Origin of the sequence: Bradyrhizobium sp. in8p8, assembly GCF_000426845.1 — a bacterium.
Taxonomy (GTDB): Bacteria; Pseudomonadota; Alphaproteobacteria; order Rhizobiales; family Xanthobacteraceae; genus Bradyrhizobium; species Bradyrhizobium japonicum_C.
Map to the genome: position 1 here is coordinate 694,389 of NZ_AUGD01000002.1, position 17,845 is coordinate 712,233.

Genomic DNA, 17,845 nt, shown 5'->3' on the forward strand with positions numbered 1-17,845 from the left:
CCCGCTATTTCTTCTGACGGGATTCGCGGATCTTGAGGAGCCGATCGAGCTCGTCGTTCTGCTGGGTGATCCGGTCGGCGATGCGCGACTCGCTCTGCTCGCCCGAGGCCGCCGCGGCCTGCTCGATGAGCTGGCGAATATTGTCCTCGAGGATCGCAATACGATCGTTGAGTGCGTCCATCGACAGCGAGTCTTCGTAGTCAGTGCTCATGATGCATTCCCTGCAAATCAATCAGGAGCATTAAGGCTGGCCGAGGCAGGCCCACCATGATTTAGCGCAAAGAGGTGGGCACGGCGCGTGGCGCCCGTGCCCAGCCCACAGAGCGACCTACTTCAGCGGCTCCAGCACCGAGACGTAGTTGGCGACGGCAGCACCGCCCATGTTGAAGATGCCGCCGAGCTTGGCATTCTTGAGCTGCATGCCTTCGGGCGCTTGCCCCGCCAGCTGCATCGCGGTCATCACGTGCATGGAAACGCCGGTGGCGCCGATCGGGTGCCCCTTGGCCTTGAGGCCCCCGGAGGGATTGACCGGGAGCTTGCCGTCCTTGAGCGTCCAGCCTTCCTTGATGGCACGGGCGCCCTGCCCCTTCGGCGTCAGGCCCATCGCTTCGTATTCGATCAGCTCGGCAACCGTGAAGCAGTCATGGGTCTCGACGAAGGAGAGATCGGAGAGCGTCACACCGGCTTTTTCCAGCGCGCGCTGCCAGGCGACCGTGCAGCCCTCGAACTGGAGGATGTCACGCTTGCTCATCGGCAGGAAGTCCTGGGCGTGCGCGGTGGCGCGGAAACCGATCGACTTGTTCATGGTTTTGGCTGTCTCAGGGTCGGCCAGCACCAGCGCAGCGGCACCGTCCGAGACCAACGAGCAGTCCGTGCGCTTCAGGGGACCGGCGACGTAAGGGTTCTTCTCGCTCTCGGCGCGGCAGAAGTCGAAGCCGAAATCCTTGCGCATCTGGGCGAAGGGATTGGCGACGCCGTTCTTGTGGTTCTTGGCTGCGATCAGCGCCAGCGCATCTGACTGGTCGCCATACTTCTGGAAATAGGAGCTGGCGATCTTGCCGAACACGCCGGCGAAGCCGCCGACCGTGTCGCCGTCCTCGGGCAGATAGGAGGCCTTGAGCAGGTTCTTGCCGATCTCCGGACCGGGCGTGCGCGTCATCTGCTCGACGCCGACGACCAGGACGATCTTGGCGGCCCCTGCGGCAATCGCGCGCAGGCCCTGATGGACGGCGGCGGAGCCGGTCGCGCAGGCATTCTCGACGCGCGTCGCCGGCTTGAAGCGCAGCTTGGGGTCGGCCTGAAGCACCAGCGAGGCGGTGAAGTCCTGCGGAGAGAAGCCGGCATTGAAATGACCGAGCACGATCTCGTCGACATCACCAGCCGAAACGCCGGCGTCGGCCAGCGCCTCATTGGCGACCCGCACGACGAGGCTTTCCACGGTCTCCGTGTCGAACTTGCCGAACGGTGTATGCGCCCATCCGACGATGCTGGCGGTCATGGTCCATTCTCCCTGGAGGTCTCTTCCTGAGCTAAGTCTTAGCCTAGCATTGGCAAGACTTCACGCGGCTTTCAGCGCCTTGACTGTCCGCTCGCAGATGGCAGTTATGCCGGCCCAGTTCCCAGCCCGGATCTCCGCCGGCGGGCAAAGCCAGGACCCGCCGACCGCGACCACGTTGGGCTCGGCCAGCCAGGTCGCCGCATTGGCCTCACCGATCCCGCCGGTCGGACAGAAGCGTAGGTTCGGGAACGGCCCGCCGAGGGCGCGCAGGCCCTTGATGCCGCCGGCCTGCTCGGCCGGAAAGAATTTGGCGACGTCGAAACCGTAGGACAGCGCCATCATCAGCTCGGAGGCCGTGGCAATGCCCGGCGCGAAGGGCAAGGAGCTGTCGGTCGCCACCTTCAGGAGATCGGGGGTCAGGCCCGGACTGATGCCGAACGCCACGCCAAGCTTCTCGACACGGGTGAAGTCGGCCGGGTTGAGGATCGTGCCAATGCCGACGACCGCCTCGGGCACCTCCGCCATCATCGCCCGTGCCGCCTCGATCGCAACGGGGGTGCGCAGGGTCACCTCCAGCGTGCGAACGCCGCCGGCGACCAGCGCACGCGCCAGCGGCACCGCATCCTGGATTCGCTCGATGGTCAGGACGGGAATGACCGTCGCGGCCTTGAACAGGGCGACGAGGTGATTCTGTTGGGCACTCGTGGTCATTAGGTCTCGATTCACTTGGTGGCTTGGCGAGAGGGCGCCGGCCGGTGCCGTTTCTTCGGCGGCATGGCATAGCCCGGAATGATGGCACCGGGATAGCAAATCACGACGCCGGCGAGGCGATGCCCGGCCTGGGCCGCCTCGACCGGATCGGAACCGCCGAGGCGGGCCGCAATATAGGCGGCCGCAAAGCTGTCACCGGCGGCAGTCGTGTCCACCACGGGCTTGGTCATCGGCTCGGCCCGAACCTCGCTGGTCCCGCCGGGAAAGCGTAGCAGGCTCACCGGCTCGGCCAGGCGGAACACCAGCTCGGGGCTGGGAATGCGCGCCATCAGTTGATCGTCGCTCTCGCCCGGATAGAGTGCGAGCAGATCCTCGGTCGAGGTCAGCACGATGTCGGCAGTCGCAAGCGCCGCGGCAAACACCTCGCGCGCAACGTCGCGATCGGGCCACCCGCGTGCGCGAAAATTGGTGTCGAACACGAAGCGGGTGCCGAGCAGGCGCGCGCGCTTGATCGCGGCGAGCAGCCGCTCGCGTCCGGGTGCGTCGTAGATCGAGAGCGTGATCGCGGAGAGATAGACGACGTCATAGCTCATCAGCGAGTTGAGGATCTCGTCGGTCTCCGGCAGGCTCATCAGCTGCCGCGCAGCCGCGCTGTCGCGCCAGTGGAAGAACTGGCGCTCGCCCTTTGCATCCGTCTGGATCATGTAGAGGCCGGGCAGCTTGCCTGCCAGCCGCACGACACGCCGCGTGCCGACGCCTTCCGCATTCCAGGCCGCGACCATCTCGTCGCTGAGACCGTCATCGCCGAGTGCGGTGAAATAATCGACCTTGATGTCGAGCCGCGCCAGATAGACGGCCGTGTTGAGGGTGTCGCCGCCGAAGCCCCGTGAGTACAGGCCGCCGCCCTGCCCGGCAGATGCGCCTCCTTGCGCCTGCCTCAGCTCGACCATGCATTCGCCGATGCAAGCAACGCTCGCCATCACCAGGGCCCGCCCAGTCGGAGATCAGGGAACGAAATTGCCGCCGAGCTCGTCTTCGATGTGAATGCGAATGATGTCGTCGAAGTTCTTCTCGGCGGTGGTGAAGCCGAGCTCGCGTGCGCGCTTCGGATCGAAATTGCGTGGCCAGCCGCCGACGATGCCGACGATGAAGGGATCCGGCTCGCGCTTGATGCGCGCGGCGACCTTCTCGCCGGCAACCCGCTTCAAGGCGGCGATCTGCTCGCCGACCGTGGCCGACAGGCCCGGCATGGTCAGGTTGCGGCGCGGGCCGACGGCGGCGAGGTCCATGGTGCCGGCGTGCAGAAGGAAGCCGACGGCCGAGCGCGGCGTGGCGTGCCAGTGGCGGACGTCCTCGGACACCGGGAGGATCGCCTCCTTGCCGGCCAGCGGCTCGCGCAGGATGTTGGAGAAGAAACCCGAGGCCGCCTTGTTTGGCAGGCCGGGCCGGATACAGATCGTCGGCAGGCGAATGCCGATGCCGTCGAGGAAGCCGCGACGGGAATAGTCGGCGAGCAGCAATTCGCCGATCGCCTTCTGGGTCCCGTAGCTGAGCAGCGGGGTGTGGAAGAACTCGTCGCCGATCGCATCCGGGAACGGCGCACCGAACACCGCGATCGAGGACGTGAAGACCACGCGTGGCTTGTAACCGCCGCCCGCGAGCCTGATCGCGTCGAGCAGCATCCGCGTGCCGTCGAGGTTGATACGATACCCCTTGTCGAAGTCGAGCTCTGCCTCGCCCGAGACGATGGCGGCGAGATGGAAGATCACGTCGGGGCGGCCGGCGACCAGCTTTTCGGCCGCGCCCGGTACCGCGAAATCGCCCGAGATGGTCTCGACCGGGAAGCCGGCGTTCTCCGGCTTCTTCGGTTCGACCACGTCATGCATGGTGAGCTTGGTGATGTCGCTCTTGCCCAGCCGGCCGTCGCGCAGCAGCCGTTCGCAGAGTTTGCGGCCAACCATGCCGGCAGCGCCCAGAACCAGAATGTGCAAGAGCCTAACTCCTTCTTATTGGCCGAAGCGCACCGCTCCGGATGCCGCTTCGGCAAGCACCGCGATCACTCCTTCACGGCGCCGGTCATCGCCGACACATAATGCTCCACGAAGAAGGCGTAAAGGATCACGAGCGGCAGCGAGCCGGCCAGCGCTCCGGCCATCAGCGAGCCCCAGCGGTAGATGTCGCCGTCGACGAACTCGTTGACGATCGCGACCGGGACCGTCTTGTTGCTGGTCGATTGCAGGAACGTCAGGGCGTAGATGAACTCGTTCCAGCACAAAGTGAAGCAGAAGATGAAGGCCGAGATCAGGCCGGGGATCGCGAGCGGCAGCACGATCTTGACCAGGATCTGCCATCGGCTTGCCCCGTCGATCAGCGCGCACTCCTCCAGCTCGAACGGGATGGTCTTGAAATAACCCATCAGCAGCCATGTCGAAAACGGAATCAGGATGGTCGGATAGGTCAGGATCAGCGCAAGCGGCGAGTCGAACAGGCCGTACTGAAACACGACGGTGGCGAGCGGAATGAACAGGATCGACGGCGGCACCAGATAGGCGAGGAAGATCAGCCCGCCAACGAGATTGGCGCCCTTGTAGCGCAACCGCACGATCGCGTAGGCGGCCAGCACGCTCGCAAAGATCGACAGCACCGTCGCGCACACGGCCACGTACATCGTATTCCAGAGCCAGTGCGGGTAATAGCTCTCGAACAGAAGCTTGTGAAAGTGCTTGAACGTCGGATTCCAAGTCCAGAACGGATTGTACTTGTCGAGGTCGAGCAACTGCTCGTCGGGCTTCACCGACGTCAGCGCCATCCAGTAGAACGGGAACAGCAGGACGACCACGATGATCGTGAGCGGCAGATACAGCGTCACCATCCTGCGCGGCACCGACTGCAGATAGCTCATGCCCTCGCTATGGTCGTCCTTCGCCGCGGTCGGAGAGGACGCCGACAGGGTGGCCTTGAGATCAATCGACCTGGTCGGCAGATCAGTCATTGTTCTCTCCCTGCTGCCATTTCCTGCGCTGCAGGCCGAACCACGAGACCATGATGGCTGCGAGCAGGAAGGGGATCATCGCGCTGGAGATCGCGGCTCCCTCGCCCAGCTGCCCGGCAATGATCGCGCGCTGGTAAGACAGCGTGGCCATCAAATGGGTGGCGTTGACCGGGCCGCCACGCGTCATCGCCCAGATCAGCTGGAAGTCGGTGAAGGTGAACAGCACCGAGAACGTCATCACGACCGCGATGATCGGCGTCAGCAACGGATAGGTGATGTGCCGGAACATCTGCCAGCGCGACGCGCCGTCGAGCGTTGCGGCCTCATAGAGCGATGGCGAGACGGTCTGCAATCCCGCAAGCAGCGTGATCGCCACGAAGGGAACGCCGCGCCAGACATTGGCGAAGATCACACAGATCCGCGCCCAGGTGGTGTCCCCCAGGAAATTGATGTTCTGGCTGATCAGTCCGAGCTGCTTCAGCGACCAGGAAATGATCGAGAATTGCGAGTCGAAGATCCACCAGAAGGCGAGAGCCGACAGCACCGTCGGAACGATGAAGGGGATGAGCACCATGGCGCGCAGCATCGCCTTGAACGGCATATGCTCGTTGAGCAGCAGCGCAAGATAGAGCCCGATGCCGAATTTGAAGGCACTGGCGACGAACGTGTAGAGCAGCGTGTTGAATACCGACAACCAGAAGATAGAGTCGTCCCAGAGCCACTCATAGTTCTCGGTGGCGACGAATTGCCCGACCCTGCCGATGCGGGTGTCCGTGAAGGACAGCCAAATGCCGAGCCCCAGCGGATAAGCCAGGAAGAAGATCAGGAACGCCATGGCCGGCACCATGAACCAGAAGCCGAGCCAGTTGCGATTGTGTTTGAGCTGGATCCAGGCGCTGTCCTCGCTCAACTGAGGCTTGGCCCGGGGAATTGCGACATCAGCCATGCCCGATATCCCTGATCAAAAATATTGACGGGCGGGCGGCCGGAGGGCCGCCCGCCCGGTGACCGTCAGCGATAGATGCGTTTCAGCTGGCGCTCGGCTTCCGCCATCGCACCCTTCGCATCCTTGGTGCCGGTGCAGTAATTGGCGAACATGTCGACGACGATGAAGTCGGCGATCGCGGTTGCCGCCTTCTCGCCGACCGTGCCGATACCGGACGCGGGCAGCGTGCGCTTTGAAGCCTGTGCGAACACGGCGTTCTTGGGATCCGCTGTCCAGATCGGCGCGGACTCATAGGCGTTCAAGGTCTGCGTCAGATAGCCCTGCGCGCCATCCAGCCACTTCTCGTAGTTCTCCTTCTCCAGCATGAAGGCGACGAATGCCTTCGCCGCGTTCGGATACTTGGTGAAGTTGAACGCGAGGATCGGCAGCGCCAGCTGCAGCTCAGTCGGCTTGCCGACCGGACCGACCGGCCAGAGCGCGTGATAGGTGTCCGCAGCGAGCTCCTTCTTGCTCGCATCCGTCTTGGCGGCGACGTAGATCGAGATTCCGTTCGCTGTGCAATAGAGTTCGCCAGCGAGGAACGCCTTGTTGTTGGAGGAGTCGTTCCAGGACGCAGTGCCCGGGATGAAGCTCTCGTACAGCGCCTTGCAGTATTCCAGCGCCTTCGCCGTCTCCGGCGAATTGATCACGATCTTGTCGTTCTGGTCGACCGTGTACGCGCCATGCCCCCACAGCACCCAGTGCAGCCACGAATTGCCGTCGCCCGATGCGTGGCCGAGCGCGAAGCCGGCCGGCGTGTTGTTCGCCTTCAGCGCCTTGCACATCTCGAGGAAGCCGGGGAAGTCCTTCGGGAATTCCTTGAAGCCGGCCTTGTCGAGCGCCGACTTGCGGTACGTCATGTAACCGCCGTTGGTCGCGACGGGGATGCCGAGCCAGTCATTTCCCTGCTTGCAGGTCTTGGCGGCCGCGTCGGTCCAGCCGCCGTATTTCTTGCCGAGATAATCGGCGACGTCGTTCATCTTCAGCACTTTGGTCGGGAACAGCTGCGGCAGCGTGTGCAGGCCCCAGGCGAGATCGAGCCCCGAACCGGTGTTGGCTGCAACCGAGGCCTTCGGCTGCACGTCCTCGAAGGATTCGCTGAACACGTTCATCTCGGTGCCGGTCGCAGCCTTGAAGGCCGCAACCATTGCGTTGAACGCATCGTCCTCCGCCGGCACGAAGCGCTTCCAGCGCATCACGGTCAGCTTGGCGCCGGGCTCGGCTTTCCAGGGCGCGCTCTGCGCCCAGGCCCTGGCGAAGTCGAACAGTGCCGGCCCGGTCAGCATGCCGGTCGCAGCCAGTGCCGTTCCGCCTTGAAGCAATGTTCGGCGGGTAAAGTCTTGCATGTCGTCCTCCCTGTGATGTTTTTTGTCGTCTTATGCTTTGTTGCTTTATGCGCTACGCGTTGAGGCGTTTCCCCGTCGCGTCGTCAAACAAGTGCACCAGCGCCGGGTCGGGCTTCAGCCGTATCTTGTCACCCGGGTTGAACTGGTGACGCTCGCGGAAGACCGCGACCACCTGCTCGCCACCGACCTTGGCGAACACCTGCGTCTCCGAGCCGGTCGGCTCGACCACGATGATCTCGGCCTCGGCGCCATCGTCGGCGATGGTGAAATGCTCCGGCCGCACGCCGTAGACCGCGGGACGGCCGTCGGACGCCGTCGGCGCCGTCTTGAGCGGCAGCTTGACGCCGTTCGGTCCCTCGAAGGTGGCAACGCCATTGACGCGCACATGCCCCTTGAGGAAGTTCATTGCGGGCGAGCCGATGAAGCCGGCGACGAACTGGTTGTCGGGCTTGTCGTAGAGCTCGAGCGGCGTGCCCATCTGCTCGACGATGCCGTCATGCATGACGACGATCTTGTCGGCCATGGTCATGGCCTCGATCTGGTCGTGGGTGACGTAGACGGTCGTCGTCTTCAGCCGCTGGTGCAGTTCCTTGATTTCGGTGCGCATGGCGACGCGCAGCTTGGCATCCAGGTTCGACAAAGGCTCGTCGAACAAGAACACCTGCGGATCGCGCACGATGGCGCGCCCCATGGCGACGCGCTGGCGCTGGCCGCCGGAGAGCTGGCGCGGGTAGCGGTCCAGCAGCGGCGACAGCGCCAGGATCTCGGCCGCGCGCTTGACGCGCTTGTTGATCTCGTCGGCGCTGGCATTCCGCAGCTTCAGCGAGAAGCCCATGTTGTCGGCGACCGTCATGTGCGGATAGAGCGCGTAGTTCTGGAACACCATCGCGATGTCCCGCTCCTTGGGCTGGACATTGTTGACGACGCGATCGCCGATCGAGATCGTGCCGGAGGTGATGTTCTCGAGACCGGCGAGCATGCGCAGAAGCGTCGACTTGCCGCAGCCGGAGGGACCAACCAGGACGACGAATTGGCCGTCCTCGATCGGTATCGTCACGCCGTGCAGGACTTCGAAATTGCCGAACGATTTCCGCACGTCGCGGATTTGCACAGACGACATCTAGCTCCCTCCTCGAAAGTCCACGACGCCTCCAAGCGCCGCGACCGTCTTGTTTTTTCAGACTTCACCGAACGAAGCCCGATCTTAGCGGGCGACATTGTCGGTAGTTTGTGCGGTTTTGGCAATTTGTCTTTGGTTAGTCGTTGCTGGTAGCGCTGTCAACGTTCCTTTGTTTGCAGGACTGACTGTGTTAAGAGCAGCAAATGGGTCGAAAACGCACCAAGTCAGGCAAAATCCGGCTGGCCGAAGTGGCCGAGCTCGCCGGCGTCAGCCCGATTACCGCGTCCCGCTTCTTCCGCAATCCGGAGGCTCTGTCCGTCGCCAAGCGGACACGGGTTGAGAGTGCCGCGAAGGAGCTCGGCTATGTGCCCAACCTTGCGGCCCGCGCGCTGGCCTCGCAACGCACCGAAGTCATCGGTGTATTGATCCCCTCCCTCACGAATAACGTGTTCTCGGATGTGCTGCGCGGCATCTATGATGCATCCGAAGGCAGCCGTTACTCGATCCAGTTGTCCAACACACGCTACAGCATTCTCCAGGAAGAGAAGCTGCTGCGTCTGTTTCTGGCGCAGAAACCCGCCGGGCTGATCGTCACTGGCATCGACCAGACAGCCGAGTCCCGCGCGATGCTGGAGGCCGCAGACTGCCCGATCGTGCAGATCATGGAGATCGGTCCGGATCCGGTCGACATGATGATCGGCTTTTCACACTACGATGCGGCCCGCGCCGCGATAGCGCACCTGTTCGAACAAGGCCACCGCAAGATCGGCTTCGTCGGCGCACGCATGGATCCCAGAGTGCAGCGGCGCCTCGACGGATATGTCTCGGCGATGAAGGACGCCGGACTGTTCGATCAGCGTCTCGTGGTCACGACGGCGACGCCAACCTCCGTGACGCTCGGCGGCGCGCTGTTCACCGATCTTCTGGCGCGCGAGCCCGACATAGACGCGGTGTTCTGCGCCAACGACGACCTCGCGCTCGGCGTCCTGTTCGAATGCCGGCGCCGGGAGATCGAGGTCCCCGAGCAGATCGCGATCGTCGGCTTCAACGACCTCGAATTCATGGCCTCCGCCGTCCCCACTCTCACCAGCGTCCGCACCAACCGCTACGAGATGGGGAAGACGGCCGCCACCATGCTGATCAACGCCATCGAAGGGCGGCGGCCGGAGCAGGCGGTGCTCGATCTCGGCTTCAAGGTGATCGAGCGGCAAAGCTCGTCAGCACGACGTGCGGACAGCAGGCCGGCCACTTCCGCCGCGGGCGCAGCGAACAAAATGATAGCGTTACCAAGTAGCCACGACTAGTATTGCACTTATGAGGAAACGACCCCGCCAGCGGGACGGCAGATCATCGCTCGCGCCGTTGGGCATCGCACATGCCGCTACCGTGAGACGGACGCCGGTGCGTTTGCATTGCAGGAGAAACCAATGACAAAGAAGCCAACCAATGGGCATGCCGCCGGCAGCAACGGCTCCCGCCGCCATCTTCGCTCGCAAGAATGGTTCAACAACCCGCACAATCCGGGCATGACGGCGCTCTATATGGAGCGTTACCTGAACTACGGCCTCACCCGCGCCGAGCTGCAGTCCGGCAAGCCGATCATCGGCATCGCCCAGACCGGCAACGACCTCTCTCCCTGCAACCGCCACCACATCGAGCTTGCCCATCGCGTCCGTGAGGGCATCCGCGAAGCCGGCGGCATTGCGATGGAATTCCCGACCCATCCGATCCAGGAGACCGGCAAGCGCCCGACCGCGGCGCTCGACCGAAACCTCGCCTATCTCGGCCTCGTCGAAATCCTCTACGGCTATCCGCTCGACGGCGTGGTGCTGACCACCGGCTGCGACAAGACCACCCCGGCCTGCATGATGGCGGCGGCCACCGTGAACCTGCCCGCGATCGTGCTGTCGGGCGGACCGATGCTGAACGGCTGGCATGCCGGCGAGCGTACCGGCTCCGGCACCATCGTCTGGAAGTCGCGCGAGCGGCTTGCCGCCGGCGAGATCGACTATGAAGAGTTCATGGAGATCGTGGCTTCCTCGGCGCCCTCGGTCGGCCATTGTAACACGATGGGCACGGCCTCGACCATGAACGGGCTTGCCGAAGCGCTCGGCTTCTCCCTGCCCGGCTGTGCGGCAATCCCCGCACCCTATCGCGAGCGCGGCCAGATCGCCTACGAGACGGGCAAGCGCATCGTCGAGATGGTCTGGGAGGATCTGAAGCCTTCGGACATCCTGACCCGCAAGGCGTTCGAGAATTGCATCGTGATCAATTCCGCGATCGGCGGCTCGACCAATGCGCCGATCCACATCAATGCGCTGGCCCGCCATATCGGCGTCGAGCTTTCGATCGAGGACTGGCAGAAGGTCGGCCATGACGTGCCGCTGCTCGTCAACATGCAGCCGGCAGGCTTCTATCTCGGCGAGGAATTCCACCGCGCCGGTGGCGTGCCGGCCGTGGTGCGCGAGCTGATGAAGCACAAGCGGATCCACGAGGATGCAGTCACGGTCAACGGCCGCGGCATCGGCGAGAATTGCAGGAATGCGCCCGCGCCTGATAACGACGTGATCTGGGCCTACGACAAGCCGCTGGTGAAGGACGCCGGCTTCCTGGTGCTGAAGGGCAATCTGTTCGATTCCGCGATCATGAAGACCAGCGTAATCTCCAAGGAGTTCCGCGACCGCTACCTCAGCAATCCGAAGGACCCGAACGCCTTCGAAGGCCGCGCCATCGTGTTCGAAGGACCTGAGGACTATCACGAGCGGATCGATGACCCCGCGCTCGACATCGACGAGCACTGCGTGCTGTTCATCCGCGGCACCGGTCCGATCGGCTACCCCGGCGGCGCCGAGGTCGTGAACATGCAGCCGCCGGCAGCATTGATCAAACGCGGCATCCTGTCCCTGCCCTGCATCGGTGACGGCCGCCAGTCCGGCACCTCGGGCTCGCCCTCGATCCTCAATGCTTCGCCGGAAGCCGCCGCCAATGGCGGTCTCGCGATCCTCAAGACCGGCGACACGGTGCGGATCGATCTCAACAAGGGCAGTGCCAACATCCTGATCTCGGACGAGGAGCTGAAGAAGCGGCATGCCGAGCTCAAGGCCAGTGGCGGCTTCAAGCACCCGCCGAACCAGACGCCGTGGCAGGAGATCTACCGCAACACCGTCGGCCAGCAATCGACCGGCGCCTGCATGGAGCTCGCCACCCGCTATCAGAACGTCGCCGGTACGTTTGGCGTGGCGCGGGATAATCACTAGAAGCCACACCGTCATTGCGAGGAGCGAAGCGACGAAGCAATCCAGAGCGCCCTCCGCGGCAAGATTCTGGATTGCTTCGCTTCGCTCGCAATGACGACACAGCCATCAGATTCAGGGTGAGGAGAACAACAAAATGGCAGACCGCCTCAAGGGCAAGCGCGCCGTCGTCACGGCTGCTGCGGCTGGAATCGGGCGCGCCTGCGCCATCGCGTTCGCGCGCGAGGGCGCAACCGTCATCGCCACCGACATCAACGAGGCCGGGATCGCGACCCTGACCAAGGAAGGCATCACTGAAGTCGCCAAGCTCGACGTCCGCAACACCGCCGAGGTCAATGCGTTCGCCAAGCGCGTCGGCAGGATCGACATCCTGCTCAACGCGGCCGGCTTCGTGCACCACGGCACCATCCTGGACTGCTCCGAAGAGGATTTCGACTTCTCGTTCGACCTCAATGTCAAGTCGATGCACCGGACCATCAAGGCGTTCCTGCCGGAGATGCTTGCGGGGGGCGGCGGCAGCATCGTCAACATCTCGTCCTGCGCGGCCTTGAGGCCGCCCGCCAATCGCTACGTCTACAGCGCATCAAAAGCGGCGGTGTCGCTGCTGACGCGTGCGGTCGCGCTCGACTTCATCACCAAGGGCATCCGCTGCAACTCGATCTGTCCCGGCACCGTCGAGACGCCCTCGATGCTCGACCGCGCCGCAGCACAAGGGCCGCAGGGCAAGGAGATGTTCATCTCCCGCCAGAAGATGGGGCGGCTCGGCACCGCCGAGGAGATCGCGGCCATGGCGGTCTATCTCGGCAGCGACGAGAGCGCCTTCACCACCGGCGTCGACCTCGTGGTCGACGGCGGCTACATGCTCTGACCCCAGGGGCACCCGGCATGAACAAGATCGATCTCGACGGCCGCGTCGCCATTGTCACCGGCGGTGCGCAGGGCTTTGGCCGCGCCATCACCGAGCGCTTCGTCGCCTCGGGCGCAAAGGTCGCGATCTGGGACTTCGACTCGACGCTGGCGGAGAAGACGGCAAGCGAAGTCGGTGGCGAGACGAAAGTCTTCAAGGTCGACGTCACCGACACCCAGGCAGTCGATCAGGCCCGCGATGCAACTCTGGCCGCCTTCGGGAAGATCGACATTCTCGTCAACAATGCCGGCATCGCCGGTGTCAACAAGCCGGTCTGGGAGACCGACCTGGAGGAATGGCGCAAGGTGTTGCGCATCAACCTCGACGGCCCGTTCATCGTAAGCAAGGCGATCGTGCCCGTGATGCTCAAGCAGAAATACGGGCGCATCGTGAACATCGCCTCGATCGCCGGCAAGGAAGGTAACCCCAACGCCGCACACTATTCGGCCTCCAAGGCCGGCCTGATCGCGCTGACGAAATCGCTCGGCAAGGAACTGGCGGCACACGACATTCTCGTCAATGCGGTGACGCCGGCGGCGGCAAAGACCGCAATCTTCGACCAGATGACTCAGCAACACATCGATTTCATGCTGTCGAAGATCCCGAAAGGCCGCTTCGTGCTCGTGGAAGAGCTCGCCGCGATGGTCGCCTGGCTCGCATCCGAGGACTGCGCATTCTCGACCGGCGCGGTGTTCGACATTTCGGGTGGGCGCGCAACCTATTAAGGTCATCATGATCCGGGAAGGCGGATGCCTGTGCGGCGCGGTGCGGTTCAAGGCGGAAGGCGAGCCGCTCAACGTCCGCATCTGTCATTGCCGCATCTGCCAGAAGGCGATGGGCTCGCCCTACTTCGCCCGCGCGCAGTTCGATCAGCGCGCGCTCAGCGTCGAGGGTGAGACCGCACGCTACGCCTCCTCCGAGAACATCGACCGCGTGTTCTGCAAGCACTGCGGCACGCGCCTGTTCGCATGGCGGCGCAACGGAACGCTGGCGGGGGTCGCCCTCGCCACTTTCGATGATCGCAATGCTTTCGCCCCGACCGAGCACATCTGGGTGAGCGAGAAGCTCACCTGGGTGAAGGTCGATGACGGATTGGTGCAATATCCGGGAACGATCCCGACATAACGTCAGGTCTGGTGTGAGGCGGACGCGCCTCCCGGCCGATCGCGCCGTCCGGTCGTCGTCGATATCCAGATCCCGGCAAAGACCGCAACGATGCCCGCCGCGAGATTCCAGCGCAGCGGTTCGTTCAGCAGCCAGGCTCCGACCAGCGATGCCGTGATCGGATTGACCGTCACTGAGATCGCGACGCGCGTCGGCGTCGTCCGCTCCAGAGCGAAGGCCCAGAGATGGAAGGTCAGCGCCGCACCGAAGCCGCCGAGATAGAGCGCCGCCAGCCATTGCGGCGCACCGAAGTTCGCGACCGGGGCAAAACTGCCGCGGACGCAGGAGAGCAGGATCAAGCAGGCAGCACCCGCCGCCATGCTGATGGTCGTGAAGGCGATCGAGCTGGAGCGGCGGATCAGCGGTTTCGACCAGATGCCATAGAGCGCCATGCACAGCGCAGCCGCTGTCATCAGGAGATCTCCGCGCCAGGCTCCCGACGGGGCCGAAGTCAGATCGGAGAGAAGCGCCACCGCAACGCCAAACGTCGCGATCACGACACCCACCGACTTGCGCCAGGTCAGGGCTTCGGCGCCGAGAGCGGCCCCGATCACGAGCGACAACAAAGAAAGCGTCGACAACGCAAGCGCGCCACGCGGGGCGGTCGTGAAGATCAGCGAGGCGTTGAACAGGATCGGAAACAGGGCGAAGAATAGAATTCCGAGGCCGACGGCGGCGGCCCAGTCCTCTCGCTTGGGCCAGTGATCGGCGCGCAGCAGCGCGAGAGGCAACAGCAGGAGGAAGCCGATGCCGAAGCGGAACGAGCCGATCGCGAGCGGATCGATGCTCCCGACGAGATAACGCGTGGCACCGATGGAGGTCCCACCCAGCGCGCTCGACAACACCGCAGCAAAAACGCCAAGGATCTCGGCCACGACTCCTCCCCGACGGCTTTGCGGACAGCATAGGAGGCGCGCCGAAACGGGGAATGGAATTTCCGTAATTCCAGGATAAGTTTTCGTCATGACCGCGGCCGACCTCGACCCCGACCTTCTGAAGGCCTTCCTCGCCGTTGCGGAGCATCGGTCGTTCACGCGCGCCGCCACGATCCTCAACCGCACGCAATCGGCGGTGAGTGTCCAGATCAAACGTCTCGAAGACCGGCTGGACGTCAGGCTGTTCCATCGCACGAGGTCGGGCGTGGCACTGAGCGCAGCGGGTCAGGAGCTGCTTGTCTATGCCAAGCGGCTTCTCGACCTCAATGCAGAGGCAGTCGATGCGCTCCGCCCGCGCAGGCGCGAAGCCGTCGTCCGCCTCGGGGCAATGGACGACTACGGTACAATCGTCATTCCACCTTTGCTTGCGTACTTTGCCAGAAGCTATCCGGAGATCCGGGTCGAGATAGATACCGGCTAACCGCCACGATGCCGGCCCGGCTCGGCGAAGCTTATGATCTCGTCATTGCCATGCATCCGGAAGGACACGGCGACGGCGAACTGCTGCGGCGCGAGCGGCCGGTCTGGGCCGCAGGCGCGTCATACCCGGTCGCCGCACCGCACGACATCCTGCCCGTCGCGCTCTATCCGCCGGGCTGCCTGTTCCGGCAATGGGCTATTGAGGCCCTCGATGCGGCCGCCCGGCCGTGGCGCCTTGCCTTCGTCAGCCGGACACTTGCGGCGGTGGTAGCGATCGCGGCACAGGGCCTCGCAATCACGGTCGTGAAGGTGGGCACCCTGCCTCCTCGCCTGCGCGTCCTGCGCGACAGCCTGCCGCCGCTGCCGACCGCGGACATCCGCCTCCATCGCGCGCGTAATCTGTCGCGACCGGCCGCACTGCTGGCGGACCATTTGCAACGGGCAATTTCGGAATTCGGCGCCATATAAGGTAGATCGTAAAGGGTTGCGGCCCTATACGGCCTGCTTTGCAAAGCGCGCGCGCCGAACCGGAACGGATGAGCTGTGAATATATCCTTTTATGACTTGTCGGTATGGGTTCTTCCGCTCGTGCTCGCCATCACCTTCCACGAGGCCGCGCACGCCTTCGTCGCGGACCGGCTGGGCGACAACACGGCCTCGCAGCTCGGCCGCGTCAGCTTCAACCCGATCAAGCATATCGACCCGTTCGGCACCGTGATCCTGCCGGCCATGCTGCTGTTCGCGCATTCACCGTTCCTGTTCGGCTACGCCAAGCCGGTGCCGGTGAACTTCCGTAAGCTGAACAATCCAAGGCTGGACATGGTCTGGGTGGCGCTCGCCGGGCCGGCGACCAACATCCTGTTGGCGCTCGCCACCGCTCTCGCCTTCCATGCCTTGCCCCTGGTGCCCGCGAGCGCGGCGAAATGGGTTGCCGACAACCTCAAGAATGCGCTCATCATCAACGCGGTGCTGGCCGTCTTCAACATGATGCCGATCCCACCGCTCGATGGCGGGCGGGTCGCGGTCGGGCTACTGCCCCGCCCCCTCGCCGTGCCGCTGGCCCGGCTCGAGCCGTTCGGAATGCTAATCCTGATCAGCCTGTTGATCCTGCTGCCGCTTGCAGGTTCCCAGTTCGGTCTAAATCTTGATGTTATTTCCGCAATACTGCGGACGTTGACCGGTTATGTGATTCAGGCTGTTCTCTTCCTGACCGGCAACGCGTAGTTGAACAGCGACACCCGAACACCAGCCGAAGGGCCAGAGGCCGACTTGGTCAAAGCTGCCGATATGCTCATCGCGCGACGCGCCGACACCCGCGCCCGTGCCGATTTTGCCACCTGGAAGATGATGGCGAAGCTCAACGGGTCGTCCGCACTGCCGCCGGAGGCCCAGGAGTTCCTCGCCAGCTACAAGAACCTGCTGGCGCAAATGAGCGAGGGCGAAGCCACCGAGGCCACCATCGGAGCGATCTACAAGGCCTATTATGCCGAAATGGGCGGCGCAGGAACCCCACCGGACGTCCGCCCACGCCCACCCGAAACGGCGGCGGACAACGTTACCGCATTCCGCCGCCCGGCGCCGAAGCAGAAGAAGTCCGCCTCCTTCGCAGCATCGGCATTCGCCGGCCCCCAGAAACGGCCCCTTCCGGTGGCGCTGATCTTCGCCTGTCTGGTGGTGGTCTACGTCGGAATTCGGCTCTACTGGCGCTGAGTCCTCCTTTTCTTCTTCGCGTCCGGCGGGGTGAAGATGATGTCGACGGTACGTTCGAACCGGTCGTCGGTCAGTCCGGCAGGCGGCTGCGGAATGGGGTCCGACTTGCGGACGATCGATATCGCTGCCGCATCGTAGGCCGCGTCCCCCGACGATTCCACGACATCCACTGAAAGCACGTTGCCCTTCCGGTTGATGGCGAAGCTCACCTTGACCTTCTGGTTGTTGGGCACCTTGCCTTCAGGATTGACCTTGTGCAGCGTGAGATGCGCGCTGATCTTGCGGTTCCAGTCGGCCGTCAGCTTCAGGATGTCCTTGCCGATACCGATGACAGGCGCCATCGCCTTCTCGGCCTCGCGCGCGTCCTCCTCCAGCGTCTGACGAGCGGTCGCCACCGATTTCGGCGACGCTTCAGCGGCCGGAGTCTCGACCGCCTGAATCTTCGGATCGTCTTCGCTCGGCTTCTTCGCGTCGTTCTCGGTCACGACGCGGTCGGGATCCTCGACCTCCTGTGCCTGATCCTTCGGAAGCTCCGTTTCCTTGGTCTCGGCCTTCTGCTCGGGAAGCGCCTGCTGCTCCTGCATGGCCTCGCTGTCTGGCCCGGGTGGAAGGTCGGTTTCGGGCGCCTTTGGCGACGCCATCTCCACGGCGAACTCGGCGCCGACCGCACCAAGGCCGTCGCCGTCGTCATCGACGCGCAAGTGAGCCAGCGCGAGCGCTGCCCCACCCAGATGCAGCGCGAGCGCCGCCATGGCCGCCAAGATCCATAGCTTCCGGGATGGTCTGAGTTCGTCCGACATGAC

The 17,845-nt window shown here is 64.0% G+C and carries 20 protein-coding genes; 9 read left to right on the top strand and 11 right to left on the bottom strand.

The window, feature by feature from the left end:
• Positions 1–4: 4 nt before the first annotated feature.
• The 9 genes from K408_RS0108830 to K408_RS0108870 form a co-directional block, all read right to left on the bottom strand.
• Positions 5–211: a hypothetical protein gene (locus K408_RS0108830; protein ID WP_024338238.1), complete on the bottom strand. Its 207-nt coding sequence runs from the start codon at positions 209–211 to the stop codon at positions 5–7.
• A 117-nt stretch (positions 212–328) separates the two neighbouring features.
• The gene (locus K408_RS0108835) at positions 329–1,498 is read right to left on the bottom strand and encodes an acetyl-CoA acetyltransferase (RefSeq protein WP_024338239.1); all 1,170 of its coding nucleotides are present in this window, start codon (positions 1,496–1,498) and stop codon (positions 329–331) included.
• Positions 1,499–1,558: 60 nt separating this feature from the next.
• On the bottom strand, positions 1,559–2,209 hold the full coding sequence (gene eda / locus K408_RS0108840; protein WP_024338240.1) for a bifunctional 4-hydroxy-2-oxoglutarate aldolase/2-dehydro-3-deoxy-phosphogluconate aldolase: 651 nt from the start codon (positions 2,207–2,209) through the stop codon (positions 1,559–1,561).
• An 11-nt stretch (positions 2,210–2,220) separates the two neighbouring features.
• Positions 2,221–3,189 carry a sugar kinase gene (locus K408_RS0108845; protein ID WP_024338241.1) on the bottom strand — a complete coding sequence of 323 codons (969 nt, stop codon included), beginning with the start codon at positions 3,187–3,189 and terminating at the stop codon, positions 2,221–2,223.
• A gap of 24 nt (positions 3,190–3,213) precedes the next feature.
• Positions 3,214–4,200 (bottom strand): D-erythronate dehydrogenase, encoded by a 987-nt coding sequence (gene denD / locus K408_RS0108850; protein ID WP_024338242.1) that lies wholly within the window; start codon positions 4,198–4,200, stop codon positions 3,214–3,216.
• A gap of 65 nt (positions 4,201–4,265) precedes the next feature.
• Complete coding sequence (locus K408_RS0108855; RefSeq protein ID WP_024338243.1) at positions 4,266–5,201, bottom strand: carbohydrate ABC transporter permease; 936 nt, start codon at positions 5,199–5,201, stop codon at positions 4,266–4,268.
• A complete protein-coding gene (locus K408_RS0108860) occupies positions 5,194–6,147 on the bottom strand; it encodes a carbohydrate ABC transporter permease (RefSeq protein ID WP_024338244.1) in 954 nt (317 codons plus the stop codon). Before K408_RS0108860 ends, K408_RS0108855 begins: the two co-directional genes overlap by 8 nt.
• Before the next feature lie 65 nt (positions 6,148–6,212).
• A complete protein-coding gene (locus K408_RS0108865; RefSeq protein WP_024338245.1) occupies positions 6,213–7,532 on the bottom strand; it encodes an ABC transporter substrate-binding protein in 1,320 nt (439 codons plus the stop codon).
• A gap of 52 nt (positions 7,533–7,584) precedes the next feature.
• On the bottom strand, positions 7,585–8,652 hold the full coding sequence (locus tag K408_RS0108870) for an ABC transporter ATP-binding protein (RefSeq protein WP_024338246.1): 1,068 nt from the start codon (positions 8,650–8,652) through the stop codon (positions 7,585–7,587).
• A 203-nt stretch (positions 8,653–8,855) separates the two neighbouring features.
• Between K408_RS0108870 and gntR the strand changes: the two genes are divergently transcribed.
• From gntR to K408_RS0108895, 5 genes are all read left to right on the top strand, one after another.
• Complete coding sequence (gntR, locus tag K408_RS0108875) at positions 8,856–9,956, top strand: HTH-type transcriptional regulator GntR (RefSeq protein WP_024338247.1); 1,101 nt, start codon at positions 8,856–8,858, stop codon at positions 9,954–9,956.
• A gap of 123 nt (positions 9,957–10,079) precedes the next feature.
• Entirely contained in the window at positions 10,080–11,909 is a 1,830-nt protein-coding gene (locus K408_RS0108880; protein ID WP_024338248.1) for an IlvD/Edd family dehydratase, read from the top strand.
• Positions 11,910–12,042: 133 nt separating this feature from the next.
• Complete coding sequence (locus tag K408_RS0108885; RefSeq protein WP_024338249.1) at positions 12,043–12,774, top strand: SDR family oxidoreductase; 732 nt, start codon at positions 12,043–12,045, stop codon at positions 12,772–12,774.
• A 17-nt stretch (positions 12,775–12,791) separates the two neighbouring features.
• Positions 12,792–13,538, top strand: a complete 747-nt coding sequence (locus K408_RS0108890; RefSeq protein WP_024338250.1) for an SDR family NAD(P)-dependent oxidoreductase — start codon at positions 12,792–12,794, stop codon at positions 13,536–13,538.
• Between the two features lie 7 nt (positions 13,539–13,545).
• A complete protein-coding gene (locus K408_RS0108895; protein ID WP_024338251.1) occupies positions 13,546–13,938 on the top strand; it encodes a GFA family protein in 393 nt (130 codons plus the stop codon).
• A 2-nt stretch (positions 13,939–13,940) separates the two neighbouring features.
• Here the strand turns inward: K408_RS0108895 and K408_RS0108900 are convergent, their stop codons facing one another.
• Entirely contained in the window at positions 13,941–14,852 is a 912-nt protein-coding gene (locus K408_RS0108900) for a DMT family transporter (RefSeq protein WP_024338252.1), read from the bottom strand.
• Between the two features lie 88 nt (positions 14,853–14,940).
• On the opposite strand from K408_RS0108900, the gene K408_RS44075 reads away from it, so the two are divergent.
• From K408_RS44075 to K408_RS0108915, 4 genes are all read left to right on the top strand, one after another.
• Positions 14,941–15,333, top strand: a complete 393-nt coding sequence (locus K408_RS44075; RefSeq protein ID WP_349509755.1) for a LysR family transcriptional regulator — start codon at positions 14,941–14,943, stop codon at positions 15,331–15,333.
• Between the two features lie 8 nt (positions 15,334–15,341).
• The gene (locus K408_RS44080; RefSeq protein ID WP_349509756.1) at positions 15,342–15,800 is read left to right on the top strand and encodes a LysR substrate-binding domain-containing protein; all 459 of its coding nucleotides are present in this window, start codon (positions 15,342–15,344) and stop codon (positions 15,798–15,800) included.
• A 75-nt stretch (positions 15,801–15,875) separates the two neighbouring features.
• Complete coding sequence (locus tag K408_RS0108910) at positions 15,876–16,556, top strand: site-2 protease family protein (RefSeq protein WP_024338253.1); 681 nt, start codon at positions 15,876–15,878, stop codon at positions 16,554–16,556.
• Between the two features lie 63 nt (positions 16,557–16,619).
• Positions 16,620–17,042: a hypothetical protein gene (locus K408_RS0108915; protein WP_024338254.1), complete on the top strand. Its 423-nt coding sequence runs from the start codon at positions 16,620–16,622 to the stop codon at positions 17,040–17,042.
• On the opposite strand, the gene K408_RS0108920 is transcribed toward K408_RS0108915, so the two are convergent.
• A complete protein-coding gene (locus tag K408_RS0108920; RefSeq protein WP_024338255.1) occupies positions 17,030–17,842 on the bottom strand; it encodes a TonB family protein in 813 nt (270 codons plus the stop codon). The genes K408_RS0108915 and K408_RS0108920 overlap by 13 nt on opposite strands.
• Positions 17,843–17,845: the final 3 nt, after the last annotated feature.

Coding starts and splice junctions, on each gene's coding strand:
- K408_RS0108830 (WP_024338238.1), bottom strand. CDS start 211: ATGAGCACTGACTACGAAGACTCGCTGTCGATGGACGCACTCAACGAT.
- K408_RS0108835 (WP_024338239.1), bottom strand. CDS start 1,498: ATGACCGCCAGCATCGTCGGATGGGCGCATACACCGTTCGGCAAGTTC.
- eda (WP_024338240.1), bottom strand. CDS start 2,209: ATGACCACGAGTGCCCAACAGAATCACCTCGTCGCCCTGTTCAAGGCC.
- K408_RS0108845 (WP_024338241.1), bottom strand. CDS start 3,189: ATGGCGAGCGTTGCTTGCATCGGCGAATGCATGGTCGAGCTGAGGCAG.
- K408_RS0108855 (WP_024338243.1), bottom strand. CDS start 5,201: ATGACTGATCTGCCGACCAGGTCGATTGATCTCAAGGCCACCCTGTCG.
- K408_RS0108860 (WP_024338244.1), bottom strand. CDS start 6,147: ATGGCTGATGTCGCAATTCCCCGGGCCAAGCCTCAGTTGAGCGAGGAC.
- K408_RS0108865 (WP_024338245.1), bottom strand. CDS start 7,532: ATGCAAGACTTTACCCGCCGAACATTGCTTCAAGGCGGAACGGCACTG.
- K408_RS0108870 (WP_024338246.1), bottom strand. CDS start 8,652: ATGTCGTCTGTGCAAATCCGCGACGTGCGGAAATCGTTCGGCAATTTC.
- gntR (WP_024338247.1), top strand. CDS start 8,856: ATGGGTCGAAAACGCACCAAGTCAGGCAAAATCCGGCTGGCCGAAGTG.
- K408_RS0108880 (WP_024338248.1), top strand. CDS start 10,080: ATGACAAAGAAGCCAACCAATGGGCATGCCGCCGGCAGCAACGGCTCC.
- K408_RS0108885 (WP_024338249.1), top strand. CDS start 12,043: ATGGCAGACCGCCTCAAGGGCAAGCGCGCCGTCGTCACGGCTGCTGCG.
- K408_RS0108890 (WP_024338250.1), top strand. CDS start 12,792: ATGAACAAGATCGATCTCGACGGCCGCGTCGCCATTGTCACCGGCGGT.
- K408_RS0108895 (WP_024338251.1), top strand. CDS start 13,546: ATGATCCGGGAAGGCGGATGCCTGTGCGGCGCGGTGCGGTTCAAGGCG.
- K408_RS44075 (WP_349509755.1), top strand. CDS start 14,941: ATGACCGCGGCCGACCTCGACCCCGACCTTCTGAAGGCCTTCCTCGCC.
- K408_RS44080 (WP_349509756.1), top strand. CDS start 15,342: ATGCCGGCCCGGCTCGGCGAAGCTTATGATCTCGTCATTGCCATGCAT.
- K408_RS0108915 (WP_024338254.1), top strand. CDS start 16,620: ATGCTCATCGCGCGACGCGCCGACACCCGCGCCCGTGCCGATTTTGCC.
- K408_RS0108920 (WP_024338255.1), bottom strand. CDS start 17,842: ATGTCGGACGAACTCAGACCATCCCGGAAGCTATGGATCTTGGCGGCC.